This is a genomic window from Aphanothece hegewaldii CCALA 016 (assembly GCF_003007785.1).
GTDB lineage: Bacteria > Cyanobacteriota > Cyanobacteriia > Cyanobacteriales > Microcystaceae > Chroococcus > Chroococcus hegewaldii.
In genome coordinates, this window is record NZ_PXOH01000028.1 from 1 (window position 1) to 17,578 (window position 17,578).

Annotated in this window: 24 protein-coding genes and 1 pseudogene; 11 read left to right on the forward strand and 14 right to left on the reverse strand. The window is 39.7% G+C overall.

The window, feature by feature from the left end:
* The first annotated feature begins 253 nt into the window (after positions 1 to 253).
* The 9 genes from C7H19_RS25375 (at position 254) to C7H19_RS19280 (ending at position 5,130) form a co-directional block, all read left to right on the forward strand.
* Positions 254 to 820, forward strand: a complete 567-nt coding sequence (locus C7H19_RS25375) for a hypothetical protein (RefSeq protein ID WP_146136550.1) — start codon at positions 254 to 256, stop codon at positions 818 to 820.
* Between the two features lie 331 nt (positions 821 to 1,151).
* Positions 1,152 to 1,358, forward strand: coding sequence for a hypothetical protein (locus C7H19_RS19245; protein WP_106458551.1), 207 nt, complete (start codon positions 1,152 to 1,154; stop codon positions 1,356 to 1,358).
* Between the two features lie 74 nt (positions 1,359 to 1,432).
* Positions 1,433 to 1,837, forward strand: coding sequence for a hypothetical protein (locus C7H19_RS19250; RefSeq protein ID WP_106458552.1), 405 nt, complete (start codon positions 1,433 to 1,435; stop codon positions 1,835 to 1,837).
* 15 nt (positions 1,838 to 1,852) lie between these two features.
* Positions 1,853 to 2,236 carry a DUF7222 domain-containing protein gene (locus C7H19_RS19255; protein ID WP_219907689.1) on the forward strand — a complete coding sequence of 128 codons (384 nt, stop codon included), beginning with the start codon at positions 1,853 to 1,855 and terminating at the stop codon, positions 2,234 to 2,236.
* 58 nt (positions 2,237 to 2,294) lie between these two features.
* Entirely contained in the window at positions 2,295 to 2,960 is a 666-nt protein-coding gene (locus tag C7H19_RS19260; RefSeq protein WP_106458553.1) for a hypothetical protein, read from the forward strand.
* Positions 2,961 to 3,041: 81 nt separating this feature from the next.
* Positions 3,042 to 3,272 (forward strand): hypothetical protein, encoded by a 231-nt coding sequence (locus C7H19_RS19265; RefSeq protein ID WP_106458554.1) that lies wholly within the window; start codon positions 3,042 to 3,044, stop codon positions 3,270 to 3,272.
* Positions 3,273 to 3,330: 58 nt separating this feature from the next.
* On the forward strand, positions 3,331 to 3,876 hold the full coding sequence (locus C7H19_RS19270; RefSeq protein ID WP_106458555.1) for a siphovirus Gp157 family protein: 546 nt from the start codon (positions 3,331 to 3,333) through the stop codon (positions 3,874 to 3,876).
* Between the two features lie 54 nt (positions 3,877 to 3,930).
* Positions 3,931 to 4,608 carry a hypothetical protein gene (locus C7H19_RS19275; protein WP_106458556.1) on the forward strand — a complete coding sequence of 226 codons (678 nt, stop codon included), beginning with the start codon at positions 3,931 to 3,933 and terminating at the stop codon, positions 4,606 to 4,608.
* 126 nt (positions 4,609 to 4,734) lie between these two features.
* Complete coding sequence (locus C7H19_RS19280) at positions 4,735 to 5,130, forward strand: single-stranded DNA-binding protein (protein ID WP_106458557.1); 396 nt, start codon at positions 4,735 to 4,737, stop codon at positions 5,128 to 5,130.
* 220 nt (positions 5,131 to 5,350) lie between these two features.
* Here C7H19_RS19280 and C7H19_RS19285 read toward each other — a convergent pair whose 3' ends face one another.
* The 8 genes and pseudogenes from C7H19_RS19285 to C7H19_RS19320 all read right to left on the reverse strand — a co-directional run bounded on the left by C7H19_RS19285 (position 5,351) and on the right by C7H19_RS19320 (position 11,651).
* The gene (locus C7H19_RS19285; protein ID WP_106458558.1) at positions 5,351 to 5,599 is read right to left on the reverse strand and encodes a DUF4926 domain-containing protein; all 249 of its coding nucleotides are present in this window, start codon (positions 5,597 to 5,599) and stop codon (positions 5,351 to 5,353) included.
* A 57-nt stretch (positions 5,600 to 5,656) separates the two neighbouring features.
* Positions 5,657 to 6,113 (reverse strand): annotated as a pseudogene (locus C7H19_RS27255) (HNH endonuclease).
* The gene (locus tag C7H19_RS19295) at positions 6,110 to 6,352 is read right to left on the reverse strand and encodes a hypothetical protein (RefSeq protein ID WP_106458559.1); all 243 of its coding nucleotides are present in this window, start codon (positions 6,350 to 6,352) and stop codon (positions 6,110 to 6,112) included. Before C7H19_RS19295 ends, C7H19_RS27255 begins: the two are co-directional and overlap by 4 nt.
* Before the next feature lie 131 nt (positions 6,353 to 6,483).
* A complete protein-coding gene (locus C7H19_RS19300; protein WP_106458560.1) occupies positions 6,484 to 7,377 on the reverse strand; it encodes a hypothetical protein in 894 nt (297 codons plus the stop codon).
* A gap of 30 nt (positions 7,378 to 7,407) precedes the next feature.
* Positions 7,408 to 8,103: a hypothetical protein gene (locus C7H19_RS19305; RefSeq protein ID WP_106458561.1), complete on the reverse strand. Its 696-nt coding sequence runs from the start codon at positions 8,101 to 8,103 to the stop codon at positions 7,408 to 7,410.
* Positions 8,103 to 9,071 (reverse strand): tyrosine-type recombinase/integrase, encoded by a 969-nt coding sequence (locus C7H19_RS19310; RefSeq protein WP_106458562.1) that lies wholly within the window; start codon positions 9,069 to 9,071, stop codon positions 8,103 to 8,105. The genes C7H19_RS19305 and C7H19_RS19310 overlap by 1 nt, the downstream gene beginning before the upstream one ends.
* A 908-nt stretch (positions 9,072 to 9,979) precedes the next feature.
* On the reverse strand, positions 9,980 to 10,768 hold the full coding sequence (locus C7H19_RS19315) for an SMODS domain-containing nucleotidyltransferase (RefSeq protein WP_106458563.1): 789 nt from the start codon (positions 10,766 to 10,768) through the stop codon (positions 9,980 to 9,982).
* Between the two features lie 58 nt (positions 10,769 to 10,826).
* The gene (locus tag C7H19_RS19320; RefSeq protein WP_106458564.1) at positions 10,827 to 11,651 is read right to left on the reverse strand and encodes a hypothetical protein; all 825 of its coding nucleotides are present in this window, start codon (positions 11,649 to 11,651) and stop codon (positions 10,827 to 10,829) included.
* Between the two features lie 218 nt (positions 11,652 to 11,869).
* Between C7H19_RS19320 and C7H19_RS19325 the strand changes: the two genes are divergently transcribed.
* Together C7H19_RS19325 and C7H19_RS19330 are read left to right on the forward strand one after the other, a co-directional pair.
* Positions 11,870 to 12,094 (forward strand): hypothetical protein, encoded by a 225-nt coding sequence (locus C7H19_RS19325; protein WP_106458565.1) that lies wholly within the window; start codon positions 11,870 to 11,872, stop codon positions 12,092 to 12,094.
* A 508-nt stretch (positions 12,095 to 12,602) separates the two neighbouring features.
* Positions 12,603 to 12,842, forward strand: a complete 240-nt coding sequence (locus C7H19_RS19330) for a hypothetical protein (protein ID WP_106458566.1) — start codon at positions 12,603 to 12,605, stop codon at positions 12,840 to 12,842.
* A 220-nt stretch (positions 12,843 to 13,062) separates the two neighbouring features.
* On the opposite strand, the gene C7H19_RS19335 is transcribed toward C7H19_RS19330, so the two are convergent.
* The 6 genes from C7H19_RS19335 to C7H19_RS19365 all read right to left on the reverse strand — a co-directional run bounded on the left by C7H19_RS19335 (position 13,063) and on the right by C7H19_RS19365 (position 17,577).
* Entirely contained in the window at positions 13,063 to 13,497 is a 435-nt protein-coding gene (locus C7H19_RS19335; protein ID WP_106458567.1) for a hypothetical protein, read from the reverse strand.
* 22 nt (positions 13,498 to 13,519) lie between these two features.
* The gene (locus C7H19_RS19340) at positions 13,520 to 13,864 is read right to left on the reverse strand and encodes a hypothetical protein (RefSeq protein ID WP_106458568.1); all 345 of its coding nucleotides are present in this window, start codon (positions 13,862 to 13,864) and stop codon (positions 13,520 to 13,522) included.
* Positions 13,865 to 14,300: 436 nt separating this feature from the next.
* Positions 14,301 to 14,675: a DUF2513 domain-containing protein gene (locus C7H19_RS19350; protein WP_106458570.1), complete on the reverse strand. Its 375-nt coding sequence runs from the start codon at positions 14,673 to 14,675 to the stop codon at positions 14,301 to 14,303.
* Between the two features lie 36 nt (positions 14,676 to 14,711).
* A complete protein-coding gene (locus C7H19_RS19355) occupies positions 14,712 to 14,942 on the reverse strand; it encodes a hypothetical protein (protein WP_106458571.1) in 231 nt (76 codons plus the stop codon).
* A 113-nt stretch (positions 14,943 to 15,055) separates the two neighbouring features.
* Positions 15,056 to 17,134 carry a site-specific DNA-methyltransferase gene (locus tag C7H19_RS19360; RefSeq protein ID WP_106458572.1) on the reverse strand — a complete coding sequence of 693 codons (2,079 nt, stop codon included), beginning with the start codon at positions 17,132 to 17,134 and terminating at the stop codon, positions 15,056 to 15,058.
* Positions 17,135 to 17,136: 2 nt separating this feature from the next.
* Positions 17,137 to 17,577: a UPF0158 family protein gene (locus C7H19_RS19365; RefSeq protein ID WP_106458573.1), complete on the reverse strand. Its 441-nt coding sequence runs from the start codon at positions 17,575 to 17,577 to the stop codon at positions 17,137 to 17,139.
* Position 17,578: the final 1 nt, after the last annotated feature.

A 17,578-nucleotide genomic window follows, 5' to 3' on the forward strand; every position in this document is an offset into this window, starting at 1 on the left:
ATCCTAGTAAGATCTGCTCTGTTCCTACGAAGTTGTGACCCAAACGCCGGGCTTCTTCTTGGGCGAGCATGATTACTAGGCTGGTTTTAAAAGCGCGTGCAGTAGCCGCGACTGTCTTTTTCTGTAAAGCGTTCAAACATGGCGTATCTCCATCACCTGCTGCTAATCCCTAATATGCTGATTTTTTAGGGCAGATGGGAAAAGGCGCGGTCTGGCTGCCTCTCTCGTTCTGGCTTTTAGTGTTGTTTTTTGCGTGTCGTCATGCTATAATAGTCGTGTAGCGTTGGTTGTTGCTGTGGTTGCTTCTGTTTTTTCTCGGTTCTCTGCTTTCGGTTTCTCTGGTTCCCGGTCTTCTGTTCCGTCTGGCTGCTCTGTCGCTGTCTCTTTTGTTCCGTCGGGGGCTGACGTGTTCGTCGGTTGTGCGGCTGGTGTCGATGCGTTCTTCCGTTCTGCTTTTCCTTCGGCTCGTGTTTTTAATGCTTCTGCTTTCGGTTCTGGAAGGAGTGCGTTTGCTGCTCGTTCGGTGGCGGTTGTTCGTGCTGTGGGGGCGGCGGCTGGTCTGTGGGTTTCGTTTCCTTCTTCCCCTTGTCCTGCTGGTCTTGTCCCGTCTTCTTCTTCGTCTCGCTGTTTCTGCGGTTCGGGTTCTGGCTCTTGGGCTTCCCTTGCTTTTGCTCTTGGCTCTGGTGTTCCCTGCTTGGTTTTCCTAGGTTCTCTCTCCTGTCCCGTTGGTTGGGGTTTGTCCCCTGTTCTTGGCTGCTCTGGCTGGTTTGGCTGCGGTCTCGTTCTCGGTCGCGCTGCTGTTCAGTTGTCCTTGTTCTAGTTGTTGTTGTTGTTTTTCAAGAAGGGAGGCGATCGCTTCTCTTACTTTTTCTTGCCATTTGGGTAGCTGCTTAAGCTTCTCATACTGAGATGGCGGAACCCGTAACGTCAGTTTAGCCGTACAAGGTTCCTCTCTATCGGTAGAGAATTGATGCTTTTCTAAGTCAGGGTTTCCCCCTGGTCGTCCTTTCGGCATTTTTATTAACTCAATTCTTTATCTATCCTAGCATGACGACACGCTATAAAGTTTTGTAAACTTTTTCAAAAACTCTTGTTTATAGCATGACGACACGCTATAATAAAATCAGTTCAGTTAAAGGACATCGACCAAAATGACAGCTAAAGAACTTTTACAAACGGCTCTAAAAAACTTGCTGATTGTGCAAGAAAAGGATCTTAACCTCACCATCGAAGAAGCAATGGATCTTAATGGTGCGATCGAGCGCATTTCCGATCTTGTCAAGGCTATGGAAGCAAAAGAAACAGTTAGCAAGGCAGACTTAACCTTAGCTGACCTTTTAATCAACGCTTGTAAATAATCAATAAGCCGAGGCAGAAACCGACCAAAGTATCAGACCTCGGCTCATCCCCAAATTTCAATGAGGTAATTTCCATGTTAAACGATGCAGTTTTAAAAATTTCACCCAACGGTAGTTTTAAAGTCTCTCAACTGTGTGAAAGTGTGGCAATTTGTGAATCTTCTAAAGATCCGCATGGTTGGGGCAATGCAACAGAGACAGAGCCAGCCTTTATGGTTTATCTAGGCTGCCAAAAAGACGAGGTAGCAGGATACGTTAAAACTTTAAACACCTTCTATCGCTGCTATTGGTGTGAAGTTCGCAAGCCTAAATATCTCAAAAAATTTGAAGCAGAAATCAAGATCCGAGGGATGCAGCGTTATTCGGATAGTCACAGTTTCGGGCTTGATTACTTAGTCGAATCAGAAGAATCCAAGCATTTCGGCTGTGATTACGACGAGTACAACTATTACACCACAGGCTACATACCACGCTGGTAAAGGTTTTTGTTCTTAGTGGCCAGTAAGAAGCTGGTCACTCCATCCCATCAACTACATCGCTCTTGGACTTTTAAGATGATTATCCGTTCTAAATCTTTCACAAATTGGTTTAAGGCCAACCTACACGAATATGCAGAAGACATCGCCTTACATGGGGCTGATGGCGGATTTCCCTACATTACTTACACCAGCGATACTGTCAAGATTTTTGACAAATTTGCTGACGAGATCTGGGACATGGCCGTAGAAGATGCCGAAGATACAGGTTACAAAAACGTCGCCGCTATGATTGCCGAATTTGGACGCAGCGATATGTTAGACGACTTTGACTCTTTTAAAAACCTAATGGTCTGGTATGCCTGCGAGAAATTCGCTCATCAGCTAATTGACGGTAAGTAGTGAAAAGTTATCTTTCAACAAACAGAAATTGACACAAAAATACAAGGAGTAAATCACAATGGCTACGAAAAAATCTAATTCTAATCAATTTAGCGTCTTTGGTACACGTCCTGACAATGCAATCTGCTTACCCGATATTCCCTATTCCGTGCGGCTCAACTGCAAAGATGGCGGCTTGTTTATCGGTGGTTACGAAGCCCAACACCGCAAAACTAACCCAGACCAAAAGGTAGATATTGCAATCATCAAAGCTTCCAAATTCTTCGGTACTTTGGGGAAAACTGAAAACGTGCTGTGGATTCAACTATTTTATATTGCTGCTCCCAACGTTCCCCTAGAAATTCTGCCCAAAAATACGGTCTGTTGTAGCTATATCAAAAAGCAATCGATCGCCCACTTATTTAACAAAGTGCAAGAAGCAATGAGTTATGGAGATCCAGGCTTTGGGATTTTCACCTTAAGCTTTAACAAGGAAATAGGGGAAAAAGGGATTTATTACACCGTAAATTTTGACTGGCGAGAACGGCAGTCAGAGGAAGAACACCAACAGCTTGAACTCATCAAAGCCTTCATGAGTACAACTGGCGACCAACTGACTGATTTAGAGGGAACCCGCGCCCTTACCTGTGTAAACGGCTGGTCTTCTGAGCAGTTACAAGCGTTGATCGCCCAACGCCAAGAACTAGGCGGAAACCCGAATCAGCGTAGTTTACCTGCTGCTTAATTAACGTGCATTGACCAGTTATCGTCTATCGGTCACTGGTCACTTCACTGATAACTAATAACTGAAATAGGAATTGCAAAAATGACACTTACTAAAGAACAACTCAAATACCTCGTGACCGCCATTGCCACCTTAGACTGGAAAACTAATTTTTATGAACTTTGCCGAATTCTTGAAATTGACCCCAATAACAAGATTTATGCCGAAGAAAAATGGGAGCAATTTCACAAGTTGAGCGCAGCTTTAAACTACTTCGATTTGGATTCTTTGATGAAGCTGCTGGAAGCTTACGAGCAACAAAAAGGCAATTGATAACTTAACAAAGTTTTTGGGAGAGGGTTCCTTCTCTCCCATTAAAGGAGAAAAAATCATGACTCAACAAACAATTCGACTCTGGGAACTATCCGAAGAAATTCAACAGCTAGAAAACGCGATCGCGCTCATTCAAGAGGACGAAACCTTAACCGACTCTGAACGAGAAACCAAACTAGAGCAAGCCTTTTCCCAATGGCTACAAACTGGGGAATCTTTCAAGACCAAAGCCGAACAGGTGGCCGCCTACATTCGCCACCAAGAGAGCCTGTCAGAAGCACGCAAAGCCGAAGCGAAACGGATTCGCACTCTAGCAGAACAAGCGGAGAATACTGCTACTCGGTTGAGACACTATCTAACGTTGCAGATGCAACACGCCCAAATCAACCGCATTGATGGGGTAACGGTCAAAATTGGACTTCGGAAGAAACCGCCGCGAGTGCTATTAAATGTTTCTCCAAAGGAATTACCCCCCGAATACGTTCAGGTAGAGTACACGCCGAAGCTGACCAAAATTAAAGAACTACTCAAAACTGATGCTCAAGGGGTTATCGGTTGGGCTTTCCTCTCTGAATCACACGAATACTCAGTTATTATCCGCTAGAACAAAGGCAAGCATCTTCCCTAATTAAGTCATCCACTACCCTTGATAACTACAATGAGAAAACCATTTTGCCCAATAGAACATGAATGCCCTGAAAAATATTGTCCAAACCGAGACAACTGCAAGGACTTAACTTACAGTTGGGAAATTCCTTATTACATTGAAGATGGAGTACTAATTGTTAAAGAATACGCGCATCGATACGACTGGAACAAAGAAGCGCAAGGGTTAGGTTGGGAAGTTCCTAGTTATTGCTTTTTACCATCTGGAGACTACAATTCAATTTATGGTACTTATCATGATCAGGAAATAATTCAGAGAATAAAACAAGCTTGGTTTGAAGCTGGATGGGCTAGTGCTATCCCACTTACTGAAAAACCATTATCCCCAAAAAAAATGAAAGTCTGCCCAAAATGCGGAAACCCCGAAATTTATAGAAAGCACCCCCACAGCCTAGATATCTACTGCGATCGCTGCGGTCATTTAGGCCGCGTGTCCCAAGTTCTCAAACCATTTCTTGAGAGCAAAGTCTATCGAAGAAAATCCCCTAAAGGAACGCACACGGTACAAGTCTGGCTGTGTCCAAATAACAAAAGACACTACTCCTTTTCTATTACCTACGGACAGGGAATGATGGCCTTTAACGAATTTCCTGAAGACCCCTATTTGAGCGGCTGTTTCGAGAATGCTGGCGAAGCTTTAAAGGCAGGAATTGAAGAAGCGAACAGATGAAACATGGATGCTGTAAACAAGTTTTGTCCCTCGGCTGTTGGGGGACATTTCCCTAAATTAGCGAACACAAATTAGTACAATGAGGAGGGGCAACCCTCTAAACGATGAAAGAATGGAGGAAAAACAATGAATGACAACCAATTTCAGCAATGGCTAAAGCTTCAAGAAAGACAAGTTGCAGCATTGGAAAAGATAGCAATCGCACTTGATCGCCTTGCTCCAGAAAAGCCAGCACCCAACTATAAACAGTCCCTGAAAAACTTCCCTACCTTCGATTGGTCTTCCATCGATGCTGAGGTGGAAAAAATGGATCGTTATGGTGCGGCGATCGTCATCTGGAATAATCAACGTTATGTTAGACGATCGCCTGAGAACAGTTACGGTGCGGCGATTTTCTTTACAAGGTGTGTGGGTAAGGACGAGACTGGCAAAAACAAATATGAAAGGTTAATTACCTTTGAGCCAATACAAGAGTTAAAAGTCAGGCCGATCAGCCGCGATGCTGAATCAATGATTCAATAGTAAGGTATTAAATGGTTAAATCAGATGGTGGCGTGCGCCTTTCTATTTTGATTGATCATCAGAGCGATCGTTCATTGACTCCTTAACCTCGAATTGAACTTTTTTGACTTAACATCAAGTCATCTATTACTCAAATGAATACAACAAAACAAAACCTAAATTTGTTGCAAAAAGACTTACATAAACTCTTAGATTTTGTCAAAGTAATTATTAATAATTACTAACGCACGTTAAGCTCGGCTAAATCATAAAAAAGAGGAATTAGCTTTTCGGACTTTACCGTTAAAAGAGCATAGGTTTGTCCTCGATCATCGGAAAATTCAACCTCAAATGCTTCTCCATCTTTATATTCTTCAACAACTGTCCCGACTTGTCCCCGACGCAAAATAATTTCTATTGAAGTCATGAATCGATGAGTTTTTGTATCTTCAACCAGAGCCACTGTATCGTGTAGTTTAATTTGAGTCATAATTATCTAAAAAGTGAAGGTAAATCATTTCAAACGACGACAATATAGAAACTGCGGCTAACTCATTTTTCTTTCAATAGGATCTGTGCTAGGAGGATGCCAACCTCCTTTTATCCAAAACCGACGCGCTTTTACAATAAAACCATCATTATGAAATTCATCATTTAGATCTAAACGCTGTACTGTTGCTCGTCCTACTGGAGTTAAACCGATAATTTTCAAGCCATCTGCTGTCCAGATAAAATGACTTGACCATTTCTCTTGACGTGGATTAAATAATGAAACTTCTTCCTGTGACGAGCGGATCGATTCCTGTGACAAAGTTATAACGATATCGATTACATCGTTGACACGCAAGAGCTAAATTAACCAGTTCGTCAGATCCACCTAATGACCGAGGAATCAGGTGATCAATCTCAAATAAAGCAGCACTGGCATCTTCAGATGAATGACAATATTCACAGAGATAATTAGCTCTCGCTCTAACTTGTAATCGGATAGTAGAATCGATCATTTCGATTGAGCAATAATCTTAGCATTGAGCAGAGTAAAAATCTGATTGAGTTCTAAAATTCCCGCCAGTTCTGCTTCTTCTTCTGAGTTTAATTGTCCTTGTTTCTCCTGTTCGGAAAGGGTATCTAAACGAGCTTGCAATTCTTCAGTAAATTTGAATAAGTAAAGTCCTTTAACTTGAGAAAATTGAATTTCTTTTTCGATCCATGATGAAGGCTTGACCATCAGTTCTGTTAGCATATCTCTCTTTTTTTTCACTCCTAAGCGCAATCATTTTCAACTTTTAAAACGAATTTGAAAATCTTATTGTTACTCGTAATTATATCATCTTTCATTTTTTAAAGAGCTTATTTATTACTAAAAAATAAATACTATTTAAATTTAATTATTCCATAATTTCTTTCTAAAATAAATAACATCTCATCTTCTAATTCAGTCAAACAAGATCGCTTTAACTTTCCTAGTATTCCTAAAAAAGCATAGGCTGTCTCTTCTAAATCGTCTCTTATAAGTAGCCGTTTAATCCGATTACACAACTGCTGAACTGATTGACACTCGTCCGATGTATAGCCGAGTTCTTTAATATACTCAATTCTCACTCCATCAGCAACTCCGTTCCAGAATTGTAGATCGCAACTAAATTCATGTACCGCAGTAATGATCGCCCAACAGCCATTTTTCCCGCGTAATTTTGGGTTATCTTTGGCCATTACTCCAACGACTTCAGAGACTTCAAAGATATTATGAGGTTTGTCTTGAAAAAGCTGCACCGCTTCTCTAACGAGTCTTGCTGGCGGGACTTTAAAGGAGGCTTCTGTTACCGCTTGACTCCACGCGACGAGTTGTTCTGGTGGTTCTAAAACAGACAGGGGACGGACTTGATACTCAGTCGTTGGGAGAATTTGACAACGATTCGTTGACAAGTTTTGGAAAATTTCAGCACCCGCAATGAGGTAATAAGATTTTTGACGACTATGACCAAAGCGATCGCGGCAGTATTCCTCAAAGGTGGTATGAGTGTTGCGGTACAGTTTTCTGTCTCGCAGTTCTTTGAGGGCTGACCCCGCTTCATAAAAGGCTCTCTCGACTTTTTTCTCTAGGCGTTTTTTTTCCTTTTCCTCAGTATCGGTTAATGGCTCAACTTCGTCGTTGATCTTTTCTACGGTAATCGAGGTAACGGAGATTGTCGTAGTGTCTCTTCCTGCTTCAGCCAAGATTTCATCGATTTCGACTTGTGTAATTTCATCTTTAGCTCGTCTAGCCATCACATCAACTCTCTTTTAACATTAATTTCATTAACATCCCCCAGGACAGGGATTAACACAGCGAATCTGTTTCAAATTTTCTGAAGGCAAAGTCTCGATTTTCTCAAGACGAGGCTCAATTTTCCAAGCTTGTCTAATTTGGGTATAGTATTCTTCATCATCTTGTCCTAAAGGTTGAACCAGAGCGAATAAGTAAGTGTCTTTACCCTTGATTTGAGGTGAAGTGCAATCGATCATAATCGTCTCGTTACTTTTGAGTGACGGCACAATTTGAACATCGACAATCGCCACAACAGGAATTCCTGAGCCATCTGGATGAGAAATCATTCTTAAATTCTTTTCTAGAATCAAAACCCCGCCATATCGATTTGCTTCAGACTCAGGATTAACCCAAACCAGTGAATAGGCGCAATCGGCTCCTAAACAACTACCTAATTGATAGAAAAAAGGTAACGCCTCATCAACTCCTCGCTCGAAGTTAATTTTTCGGGTTTCAAGCCACTGAAGATAATCGGCTAAAACGCGACTCTTGTAAGCATTGGCATCATCTTGTCGTTGCTCAAACCAAACGGCGGTTGTTTTTAGGTCTTGAATTGCTCCCGTAAAATCCTCTCTTTCGGTTTTCTCTAAAGCCGACTCAAACTTGGCAGGCTGCGCGGCTAGAGGAACAAGGCCAGTCCCAAAAACCGTTAATCCCGATAAAAACAACAACATCGATTGTTTCATCAAACTAACTCCGATAGTAAATCTGATATTTCTCCCTGTACATCCCTTCGATTGTCATCGTAGATCATCAAAGTATTCAAGTCGGCATGACGACTGAGTTTTTGTACTTTCCTCACATCGCCATTCGTCGCATCCAAAGCCGCCGTAATCCCTGAATGCCTGATGCGGTGTGGTGAGAGTTTCTTGTTAATCCCTGCTGAAATAGAGATCGCATCCACTAATTTATAGATAGCCGTTCCCGTCAGCCGATGACCATAATAAGCTCGGTCTAAAGCGATAAATAGAGGTTGCGTGACATCTAGTTCCCGTCTGGCCTGTAACCAATTCATAATTGCCTCGACCGTCAGACGAGATAGGGTAATCGCTTGTTTTTGTTGACCTTTGCCTTTTCCTAAAATCAACAAAGAACGTTCACTTAAATCTAGATCCTTAATATCGGCTTTTTCAATTTCGCCCCGACGCAGCGCATTATCCCAAAGCAGCCGTAGAATCGCATAATCGCGTTTCCCTTTTAAAGTACTGCGATCGCTTATGGAAAGCATACGGCGATAGACTTCTTTACTCACGCCAGTAGTATCTCTGTATCTAACTATTTTATCCCCTTTGATTTCAGACAAAGTGAAGCTGCATTGTCCTAACTGGTTCGCCAGACGCACTAATGATTTAATGGCAGCCAACCGCCGATTTACCGTTGCTTCTTTTAAGGAACGCTCATCGTAGAGATGGGATTTGTAGCGCAGCACCAGTGAGAGGGCTTGAAACTGATCTAATTTTAAGAAGGCTTGTACAACTTCGGGAGTCGGTTCATCAACATTTGCCACAAATCTAAAAAAGTCGCGTAGATCTCTCGCATAACCACGACGGGTTTCAGGCGATCGCTTATCTGATAATAATTGAGCCAGCAGATCGGGTTCGTCACAAGTGAGAGAACCGAATTTTTCTGGTTTGACGAGTGCCTGTGTTTTCACGGAGCTAGGTTATGGTAATGTTGTTTTCCGTAACCTAGCTTAGAATGTCAACGAACCGTTGTCAAATCCATTGTGGTGTCACTGGAACCATAACTTTGCAGTAACTTGAAGTCTTATGCTTCCAATGTCCCACTGCAATTTTATGCTTCTAATTTTAAAAATCGGCAAAAAGTCCTGTTTAAGAGCGATTCTTAAGATTAAGCGGTCAAGTTTTGTCACTTTTAGGCTGAAAAGGTTATTAAATTTTATGGAGTCACTGAAGACTTATGGTTCCAATTAGTGGGTTACTGCAATGTTATGGTTCCAGTAATGAAAAACAGGACGAATTTAGTTTACGACAGAATAGGGCTTTGAGGCTTCTTGATTGCAATATTATGATTCCAATCGCTGCAATCTTATCGTTCCAGTCTCATGTGGTTTCGCACATAAAGTGAAATTTGTTGTACATAACTTGAAACAGATTTGCACATAAGGTGAAATTTTATGTTTTAAGCGGAGCCTACAGAGCAAGAAGCGTTAGGCTTAAGCTAGAGAAATAAGTAAATGATCTTGGGGAGGAGACAAAAATGATTTCTCCAGCTCGAAAAATTAGTAATAAAGGGACACTGTTGTTATAACTGCACAGGGTGTGAGCATCATCGGCTAAGGTTGCTGTCTCTATGTCCCAGATGTAGGAAACGGTTTACGATTCCGTCCCAATGGATCAAGGGGAAGTGTAAGCAGTGTGAAATGCTATTTAAGTCGATGGTAAAGTGGCAGAAGGGTTATTAATGTTAATGGTTAAGTTTAATTGTTGTAGATAATTTTTATTATTTACTTAAAATTTTGATTTGGTCGGTACTAACCTAAATTTTCAGGTTCCAGTCAACATAATCCTCTGTTTGCTAGTTCTAGGCGTAGCAAGTCCTTCATGATAATTCGGGAAATAGCTTTTTAATTTCGAGTTCAGCAAAAATTGACTTACCATCTTGTTCATATTGACGGACATTTTTTATTATTTGCTTCGCACGTTCAACTTTTTGATGCTGATAACTGGGCAAATCCCAAATATTCAGGCTATCTATTGCTGAAAACAAATAGTCTTTAAGATTATGACAGAAATAAAAACTCGTATTTGTCATTTTCTGTTCAAGAGTATATGACTCATAAATGTAGCTGTTACTGGCATTCCAGTATTTTAATAAACGAATCATAGGTTTAAACAAAAAGTTTGTATTTTTATTAACTTTTTCAATCGTATCGTTAAATGATAATGGGTCAGTTATCATCCAATCATTATAGTGAGTTCGAGGTGCTGGTATGTAAAGATTATTCCAGTTACGATAGCTAGGTACTAGATCAAATTTAATGTGTCCTAAAACTAAAACAACTGTTGGTGAGGACTGATAAATTTCAGATCTTGAGTAGTAGATTTCTGCAAATTTTTTTAAGTAAGACATAAAAGTTTGCGGTTTATAGTTAAGTGTATTATCGAATACCACCATATAATCAACATCAGAATTGGGGTCGGCATTTCTTGGTAGCATTGTTCTCCGAACCGAAGAACCAAATCTAAATCGCTCTTTGAGTTGATCAGTGCTGAAACGATTTCCTAATCTTGTATGGAGAGTATTGATAGAACGGTCTATATTGATAGACTCACGTTCAGCCATATTAAGGAGACTTGCTAGATTTTCTAAATAAGATAAAACTGACATAAATTTAAAGCTTCTAAAGTGAGTGAAAAATCCTTAATACTATTGACTGTAAAACAGACTAATAGCCATAACTTTTTCGATAAGCATCATTGAGATGTTCGCGGTATTTTAAGTAAAGTTTTAAAGGGATAGGAGGACTTTGTATTAAAGTAAGATGATAATCTTCAACCATTTGCATAGCTTGATAGAGTGATAATTGTGATTCATTACGTAATTTTGCACATACTTTAAAAGTATCGTTCGCTTGTACTTTTAAGTCTGTATATTTTTTCAATAGCAAAAACGTATCTCCAGATAACAAAAAAGTAGTAAATAAGATAGCAACTCTAGCTATTATTATAACTATACTCATCGAATTTAATACAGAAATACTAATAAACAGGATACTGAGTAGTACAATTACTGAAATAGCACAAATGAGCTTTAAGTAATTTACTGCTTTGCCCGCCAGGTGGGAAGTAAAGTAAGCTGATTCTGCAACAATATCAACGAGTCTAAGTGTTCCAAATGGTAGATTAGAAGCATAGTAAGGACTAATAAATGGTGCTTCTTTAAGTTGAATCCCAGTTGCCCATGACCGAATCGTTGCCAAATCATCTTTAGATATTTCTTCCCCTAAACCGTCTGCATATAAAATCAGTCGTCTACACTTATCAGCTTGTTGTGTAAATGTACTTGCAGATTCTCTAAGCCAAATTACTACTATTGGTGCGACTAATGCCAAAAAGCCAGCAATTGCTAAAACCCAAGCTTTATTAATAAGAACTACAATTAATGACGAGAATTGTGCACCCAAATTAAGATAAATACTCCACCACCATAGCTTTTCAGCTTCGTCATATAGATGGTTTCGTATATCTGGTAGATCTTTTAAGTTATTCACAGAGATTAATTTAAAACAATAGAAAATAAGCTTAATATTCTTTGATAATAGCAAGAATAATTTTAGTTACCATTCCATAAAATATTGTTCAAAAACTGCGAGAAGCCAGTTTAAAAAACAGATAAAAAATGGTAGAGCTTTGTTAAAGCCTGTCTAGTTCAGAAACCAGCAACTGCTTTAGTAGTACAATAGTATAGTATAGATATGGGAAAAAAGCCATGTCAGACCAACAATCCCAAAACCACGAAATTACCATCCAATCGCTTCTCAAAGCCCCAGAAGCTACCCTACGCATCCTCTGGCAACTGATGGTGAACGTCACCGAACTCATCAACAGCATCCTGCATCACATCAACACGCATCCAGACTTCGATACTTGGTTAACCGAGTGGGAACTACCTGCCTCTATTCTCAATTCCTTCATCCGTAATGCAAAAACCTAATCTCAAGTTCGAGTGATGCCCAGTCGCTCCATCACCTTCGCCCAAATTCTTGTTAAGGATATGTCCAAGTCTTATTTCGAGATTCGTCACTTAAAGAAAGTTTCATTTTATACGCAAATTTTAAGAGGTAATTTCATTATCAGCGCGACGAGTTTCACTTTATGCACAAAAAATCGAGTTTGAAACTACATATTTTCGTTGTCTCAGTTTCATTTTATGCGCTAACTCACATTCATTCCTTGAGACTAAAAAAATAACTTTTCGTCTTTCGGGAGCGATCGCTATAACAATTAAATCAGTCCCCCAAGAGGGCTTTTAAAGCGTGGATGTAGTGAAGGTAATTAGCGACGACAAGAGCCACGATCTCCAAAGGTTATCAGCCTGACAACCGTTGGGTGGCCACTCGACGGCGGCAAAGGCCTTTTTTGGGCTTCGGGGAAAGAAGATAGAGAGTTGGTATTTGCTATTGGGAATACTAAGAAAGAAGTTAAGTTCAACAAAGGAATTTATGAAAGATAAAAACTTTATCAAATTAGGAGAAAAAATTATCTCTTTAAATGAAATTAAAAAACTTGAGAAAGATAAAGATTGCACAGTTAAACTATATGTAAATAACCAAAAAGGCAATTCAGATTTTTTTGAATTCAAAGGTGAAAAAGCCCAAAAAGTTTGGGAACTATTTAGCAATATGAGTATCGACCTTCCTATTCCAGAAGAAACAGATCATTCATGGATGGGAAAAGTATGAACTAAAAGGAAAACCTTCCTTGCCCATCCGCCCGAAGGGGGTTTTAGGGGGTTTTCCCCTAACCAGTTACCCCGCCCCAATTAGAAACGAAGTGAGGAAATCTTTAGATCGGGGGGGTATTCTGACTTACCAAAAGGTTAAGGGTGGTATAGGTAACTGTAAGATCTAGGTGATGCAACAGTTACTTTTCTCTTGACTATCAATCAATCTGTACTGAGGTTTACAAATGATCTCTTCCTGTTAATTTTTCTTCCATTTCATCAGCAGTTTCTAAAACAAGTCCTAATGCTTGACCAAAAGATTCAGGATCGCAATCAGCAGAAATCTGAACACAAAAGGTGGCTAAAAAAGTATTATCCTCTCCAGGGATTAAACGCCAAGAACCCATTTTGAGTTGATGATTATGTAAAAGTAGAGTATTAGCTGTATCAATATCTAAAAACCCTTCAGAAACATAAGCGACTGACCAGATTTCTCTAATTTCAAAATCACCTATGTTTTGTGTGTCTGAATCAATAAAGGCAACTTGTGAACGACCATCATTAAACTCTACTATTACTTTAAAATCTCCATCTTGGTCGATTGAATACTTTAATTCGAGTAGCTCTAATAAATTTTGTACTCGACGGTCGCCTTTCTTAGTTCCAAAAATCATCCTATTTTCCTTAAAATATCTATTAGTTTTCTTTAACGAATTGACAAAGCTTTTTCTTTAAATCAGATGAAATTAGAGGAAATTCATCTATTTCCTTAATAATAGATGCCTTAGTTTTTCCTTCTTCAATCATCTTTCTTACAACGTTTTTAGCAAGCTCATCAACTCCATACTCTGCAATTCCTTTAGAAATTTTTGTAAGTAGAAGAAGAACTCCAACACCACCAATCATTCCAAAAGGGCCACCTAGCGTTGCTAGTGCCGTTGTTATAGCTGCTGCTCCTGCATATCCTGACACGGCTATAAGAAACAGAAAAATTAATCCAGGCACACCTAAACTTGCTATATCGGAAACTAACTTATCCATAAATGGCTTTTTTTCTCAATCTCTTACGAGTTAGAGTTCCCTACTAAGCAATAGAAAATAACAATGTCACTCCACTTAAATAGCGATTGTTGGTTTTTTAGGGAATAGACCATCTCCTAAACCCCCCACAGATAAATGGAAAAGAAAATGTTTAATTGCTCAACTCTTGACTGGATAGTATCTTGGACGTTTTCCAGAAGACGGTTTCCAGCCCGTTATCTTCAACAGATAATCATTAACATTCATTTCTTGTTCTTTAGCTGCTTTATCCGCTTGGTAGATGGTCAGATTAAGGCGAGCGCGCAGTTCCCCCTTAGTCAGACTAAGATGGGGCGAGCGCTCCTTCCATTTAGCCTAAGTGTTAGCAGTGATTGGGTCAGCCGTTTAGTAAGTTTTAGGGAGGCGATCGCTCAGACTTATGTATGTTTAGCTAAGATCAACGACTAGAAATACTCAATTCTTCTTTTGCATATTGAATCAAGAGAGCTTTAATCACCTCAAAGGCCACTCCACCACCTTTTTCTTTGATTGTTTTCAAGGCTCTTTGCCATACATTCTCGTTTCTACTAGCATCAAGAAATTCACAGCCTTGCCAAGTTAAGCGAGAAGGAAAATAGCTTGTAGAAGAGTCAAAAGTCGCTATAGGATTTCCAAATAATTCTACTAATCCTCCTTGTTTCATAATGGCTACATGAAAATTGATACTTGATTGAGTATAGCCTTCAATCTCTATATCAATAGGCTCATCATAAGTGTTCGATTCTTCGATTTTTAGTAGAATTTTACGAACTAATTCCATGTCTCTTTTCATAATTATAAGATTTTAGATAGTTTTCAAGAATAATACTTATTTCAATGCTTTTTCTATCTCGGCTTTTAATTGATCACAGCAATATTTCATTTCAACTTTAAAAGAAGATGCTGAATTTCCAGTGACTTTAATATTTTGCACTGTAGTTTTATGTTCAGGGCATCTAACAAATGCTAATTTACTTTTGATTTGTTTTTCCATTGCTTGTTTAACTTGCAAAGAAGCCAATATAGAGTCTCGTGTGTTGAGATTTGCTTTAAACTGCATAAAAATTAAGCCTCCTTTGTGAAAATGTACTTAATACATGAGAACTATTATACCCTTTAAGATAGAGAGATGTTAAAGTTCAGTCAATCTTGGTAGTAGTACAAAAAAAGCATTTACTTTAATTCAACCGTCGCACTCGCATCATTGCCAAAAACATCCACCAATCGTACAGCGATCTGCCTTGCAGATCCCGAAGGGTGCGCTCTGTTCCCTTTCGGTAACTCAGGACTGGTAGCCACCGTTACTACTGTTGATGAGCGTTTGCCGTTGCCTCGAATTGCTTGCCATTGTGATTTGAAGGTTTTACCGTCATAGTCCCAATCCACTGCCCAATAATCAATCAAAGCCGCGAAATTATCTTTAATCACTTTTCTAAGTTCGGCTTTTTGTTTATCGTCGCTGAGGGGAAAATCCATCAGAACATAGCGAGCAATTTCGATAGTAATAACCACATTACCGTCACCCATATCCTGTACTTTGGGTGTACCGATGCGGAAGTAGGGTTTTTCATGGAAGAGGATTTTATCTTTAAGTCCTGCTAAATCTTCCTCATTCTTGGCTTTTTTCAAATAGTTGTAAATTTCTGGGGGAATCGTCAGGGTTTTAATTTCGGTTTTGAGTTTGCCTTTAAGTGCTTTAGTGCGACTCTCTAACTCGGTGGTGAAGTTGTAATCATAATCCCAAGCTAGGATGACTAGGGTAGAGTATCCCGTTCCATCTAGGATCTGGGCATCCTCAGCCAGTTCAATCGCTTTTTTAGCGGTCACAGGCCTGTCTGGATAACCGACATAGACTAATTCATCTCCTCTAACGCCAAGGTCAGGGCGATCACTCCGAGGGAACGCTTCGTAGAGTTTGAGAATGATACGCTGCATTTCATTGATGCGACTACCAGAGAGATAGATCATATGGCGTTGGTAGTTGCCGATGTTCTCTAGCAGGAAGGGTGAGGCTTGTTGGTTGACGAGGCGGTTTCTAGAGACTTGGATTCCCACTTTATCGAGGTTGCAACCGATCCAGCGACGGTTTAGACGTTCTGCGACTGCCATTGTGGTGCCTGAGCCGCAGAAGAAGTCTGCAACTAAATCACCTTCGTTAGATGAGGCTTTGATGATTCGTTCTAGAAATGTTTCAGGTTTTTGAGTAGGGTAATTGTAATTTTCTATTGCTTGTGCAGACAAAGGATTAATATCTGTCCAAATTGACTGTAGCGGAACACCAGGCATTTCATCTAAATAACGCTTACGCCTGGGGCGCATAGTATTGCTAAAAACAATTAAACCTTCCGAATATAACCGTTCCATCGTTTCATATTCATAACGCCATCCTTTATCTGGTGGATCAAATCCACGCCACTTGTACATCATGTTAGGGCGAGGATTTGGACTTGCAACATTATCAAGCGTGTATTTTCTGCCAGTACCTTCTTCTACACTTCTATAAAAATTATCAATATAAGACTGATCATAATCTGTGTATTGAACATTGTATGTAAATTCATCAGACCTTGAGTATAAAAAAACAACATCATGAATATGGTTATAAGTATGCGAATCACTTCTAGCTGATGTTCTTTTCCATATAATTTCATTTCTAAAACTATCTAGACCAAAAATTTCATCTAAAATGATTTTTACATAATGCCCAATATGCCAGTCTAAATGAATATATATACTACCTTTACTACTAAGTAATCTTTTCATGAGTTGCAAGCGAGGGTAAATCATATCCAAATAAGAATCTAATCCTCCCTCCCAAGTATCTATATAAGCTAATCGTTCAATGATGTTGGCCTCCTTTTCTATAGTTTTGCCTTCAATTTTCAAATCAAATGAATAGTCAGCCGAGCTTTGAAACGGCGGATCGATATAAATTAAATCAATTTTCCCTGCATATCCTTGAGCTAATAACGCCTGCATCGCCAGCAAATTATCACCCCAAATCAGACGGTTCATTTTAGTTTTATCAATATTAAATCCCCCTAACGGTAACTCACCCATCTGACCAGGAAACAAAGATGTTACCCCTGGCTGTGGCATGGCAAATAACGGTAATTTTCCCTGATCTTCCTGTGGATTGGGAATGACAATCTCGGCGGTTTGAAATTCGATGTCTTTGGGATTCGGGGCGCGTTTAGGTTTATTGTCCCAAACTAATTTAGCGGAGTCTTTGCGACGGCGGTAACTTGTCATGTTTAGCTGTTGGGTAAATTGATGTTATGTCTTTTGAGCCATTCAACGGTGCGGTTATAGCGACACTCGCCACTGAATTCATACCAGCGATCAAGTTCATCAGATCCTTTGATGACATCTTTAAAATGAGCAAAGGGTCTTTGAAGAGCGATCGCTCTTTCTAACTGATTCTGTAATTTTGAATCTTTTACAGTTGCAATAAAATCAACCATGTCATTGTAAGCAGGCTGTGAACCGAGATGAGGAATAGAAAGATAACGCTTTTCAAACTCCTCATCATCTTCTTCATCAACTTCTAAATACAGAGGTTCGGGATCATCTTCATGTCCAAATAGAAGTTCTCCCGTTTCAAGATCAATGTATCCATAGCATCCATCAACCTCATGCGACTCTAAAAGTGAACTGATCCGTTCAATATCATCAATACCCGAAAGTGTTGTCATA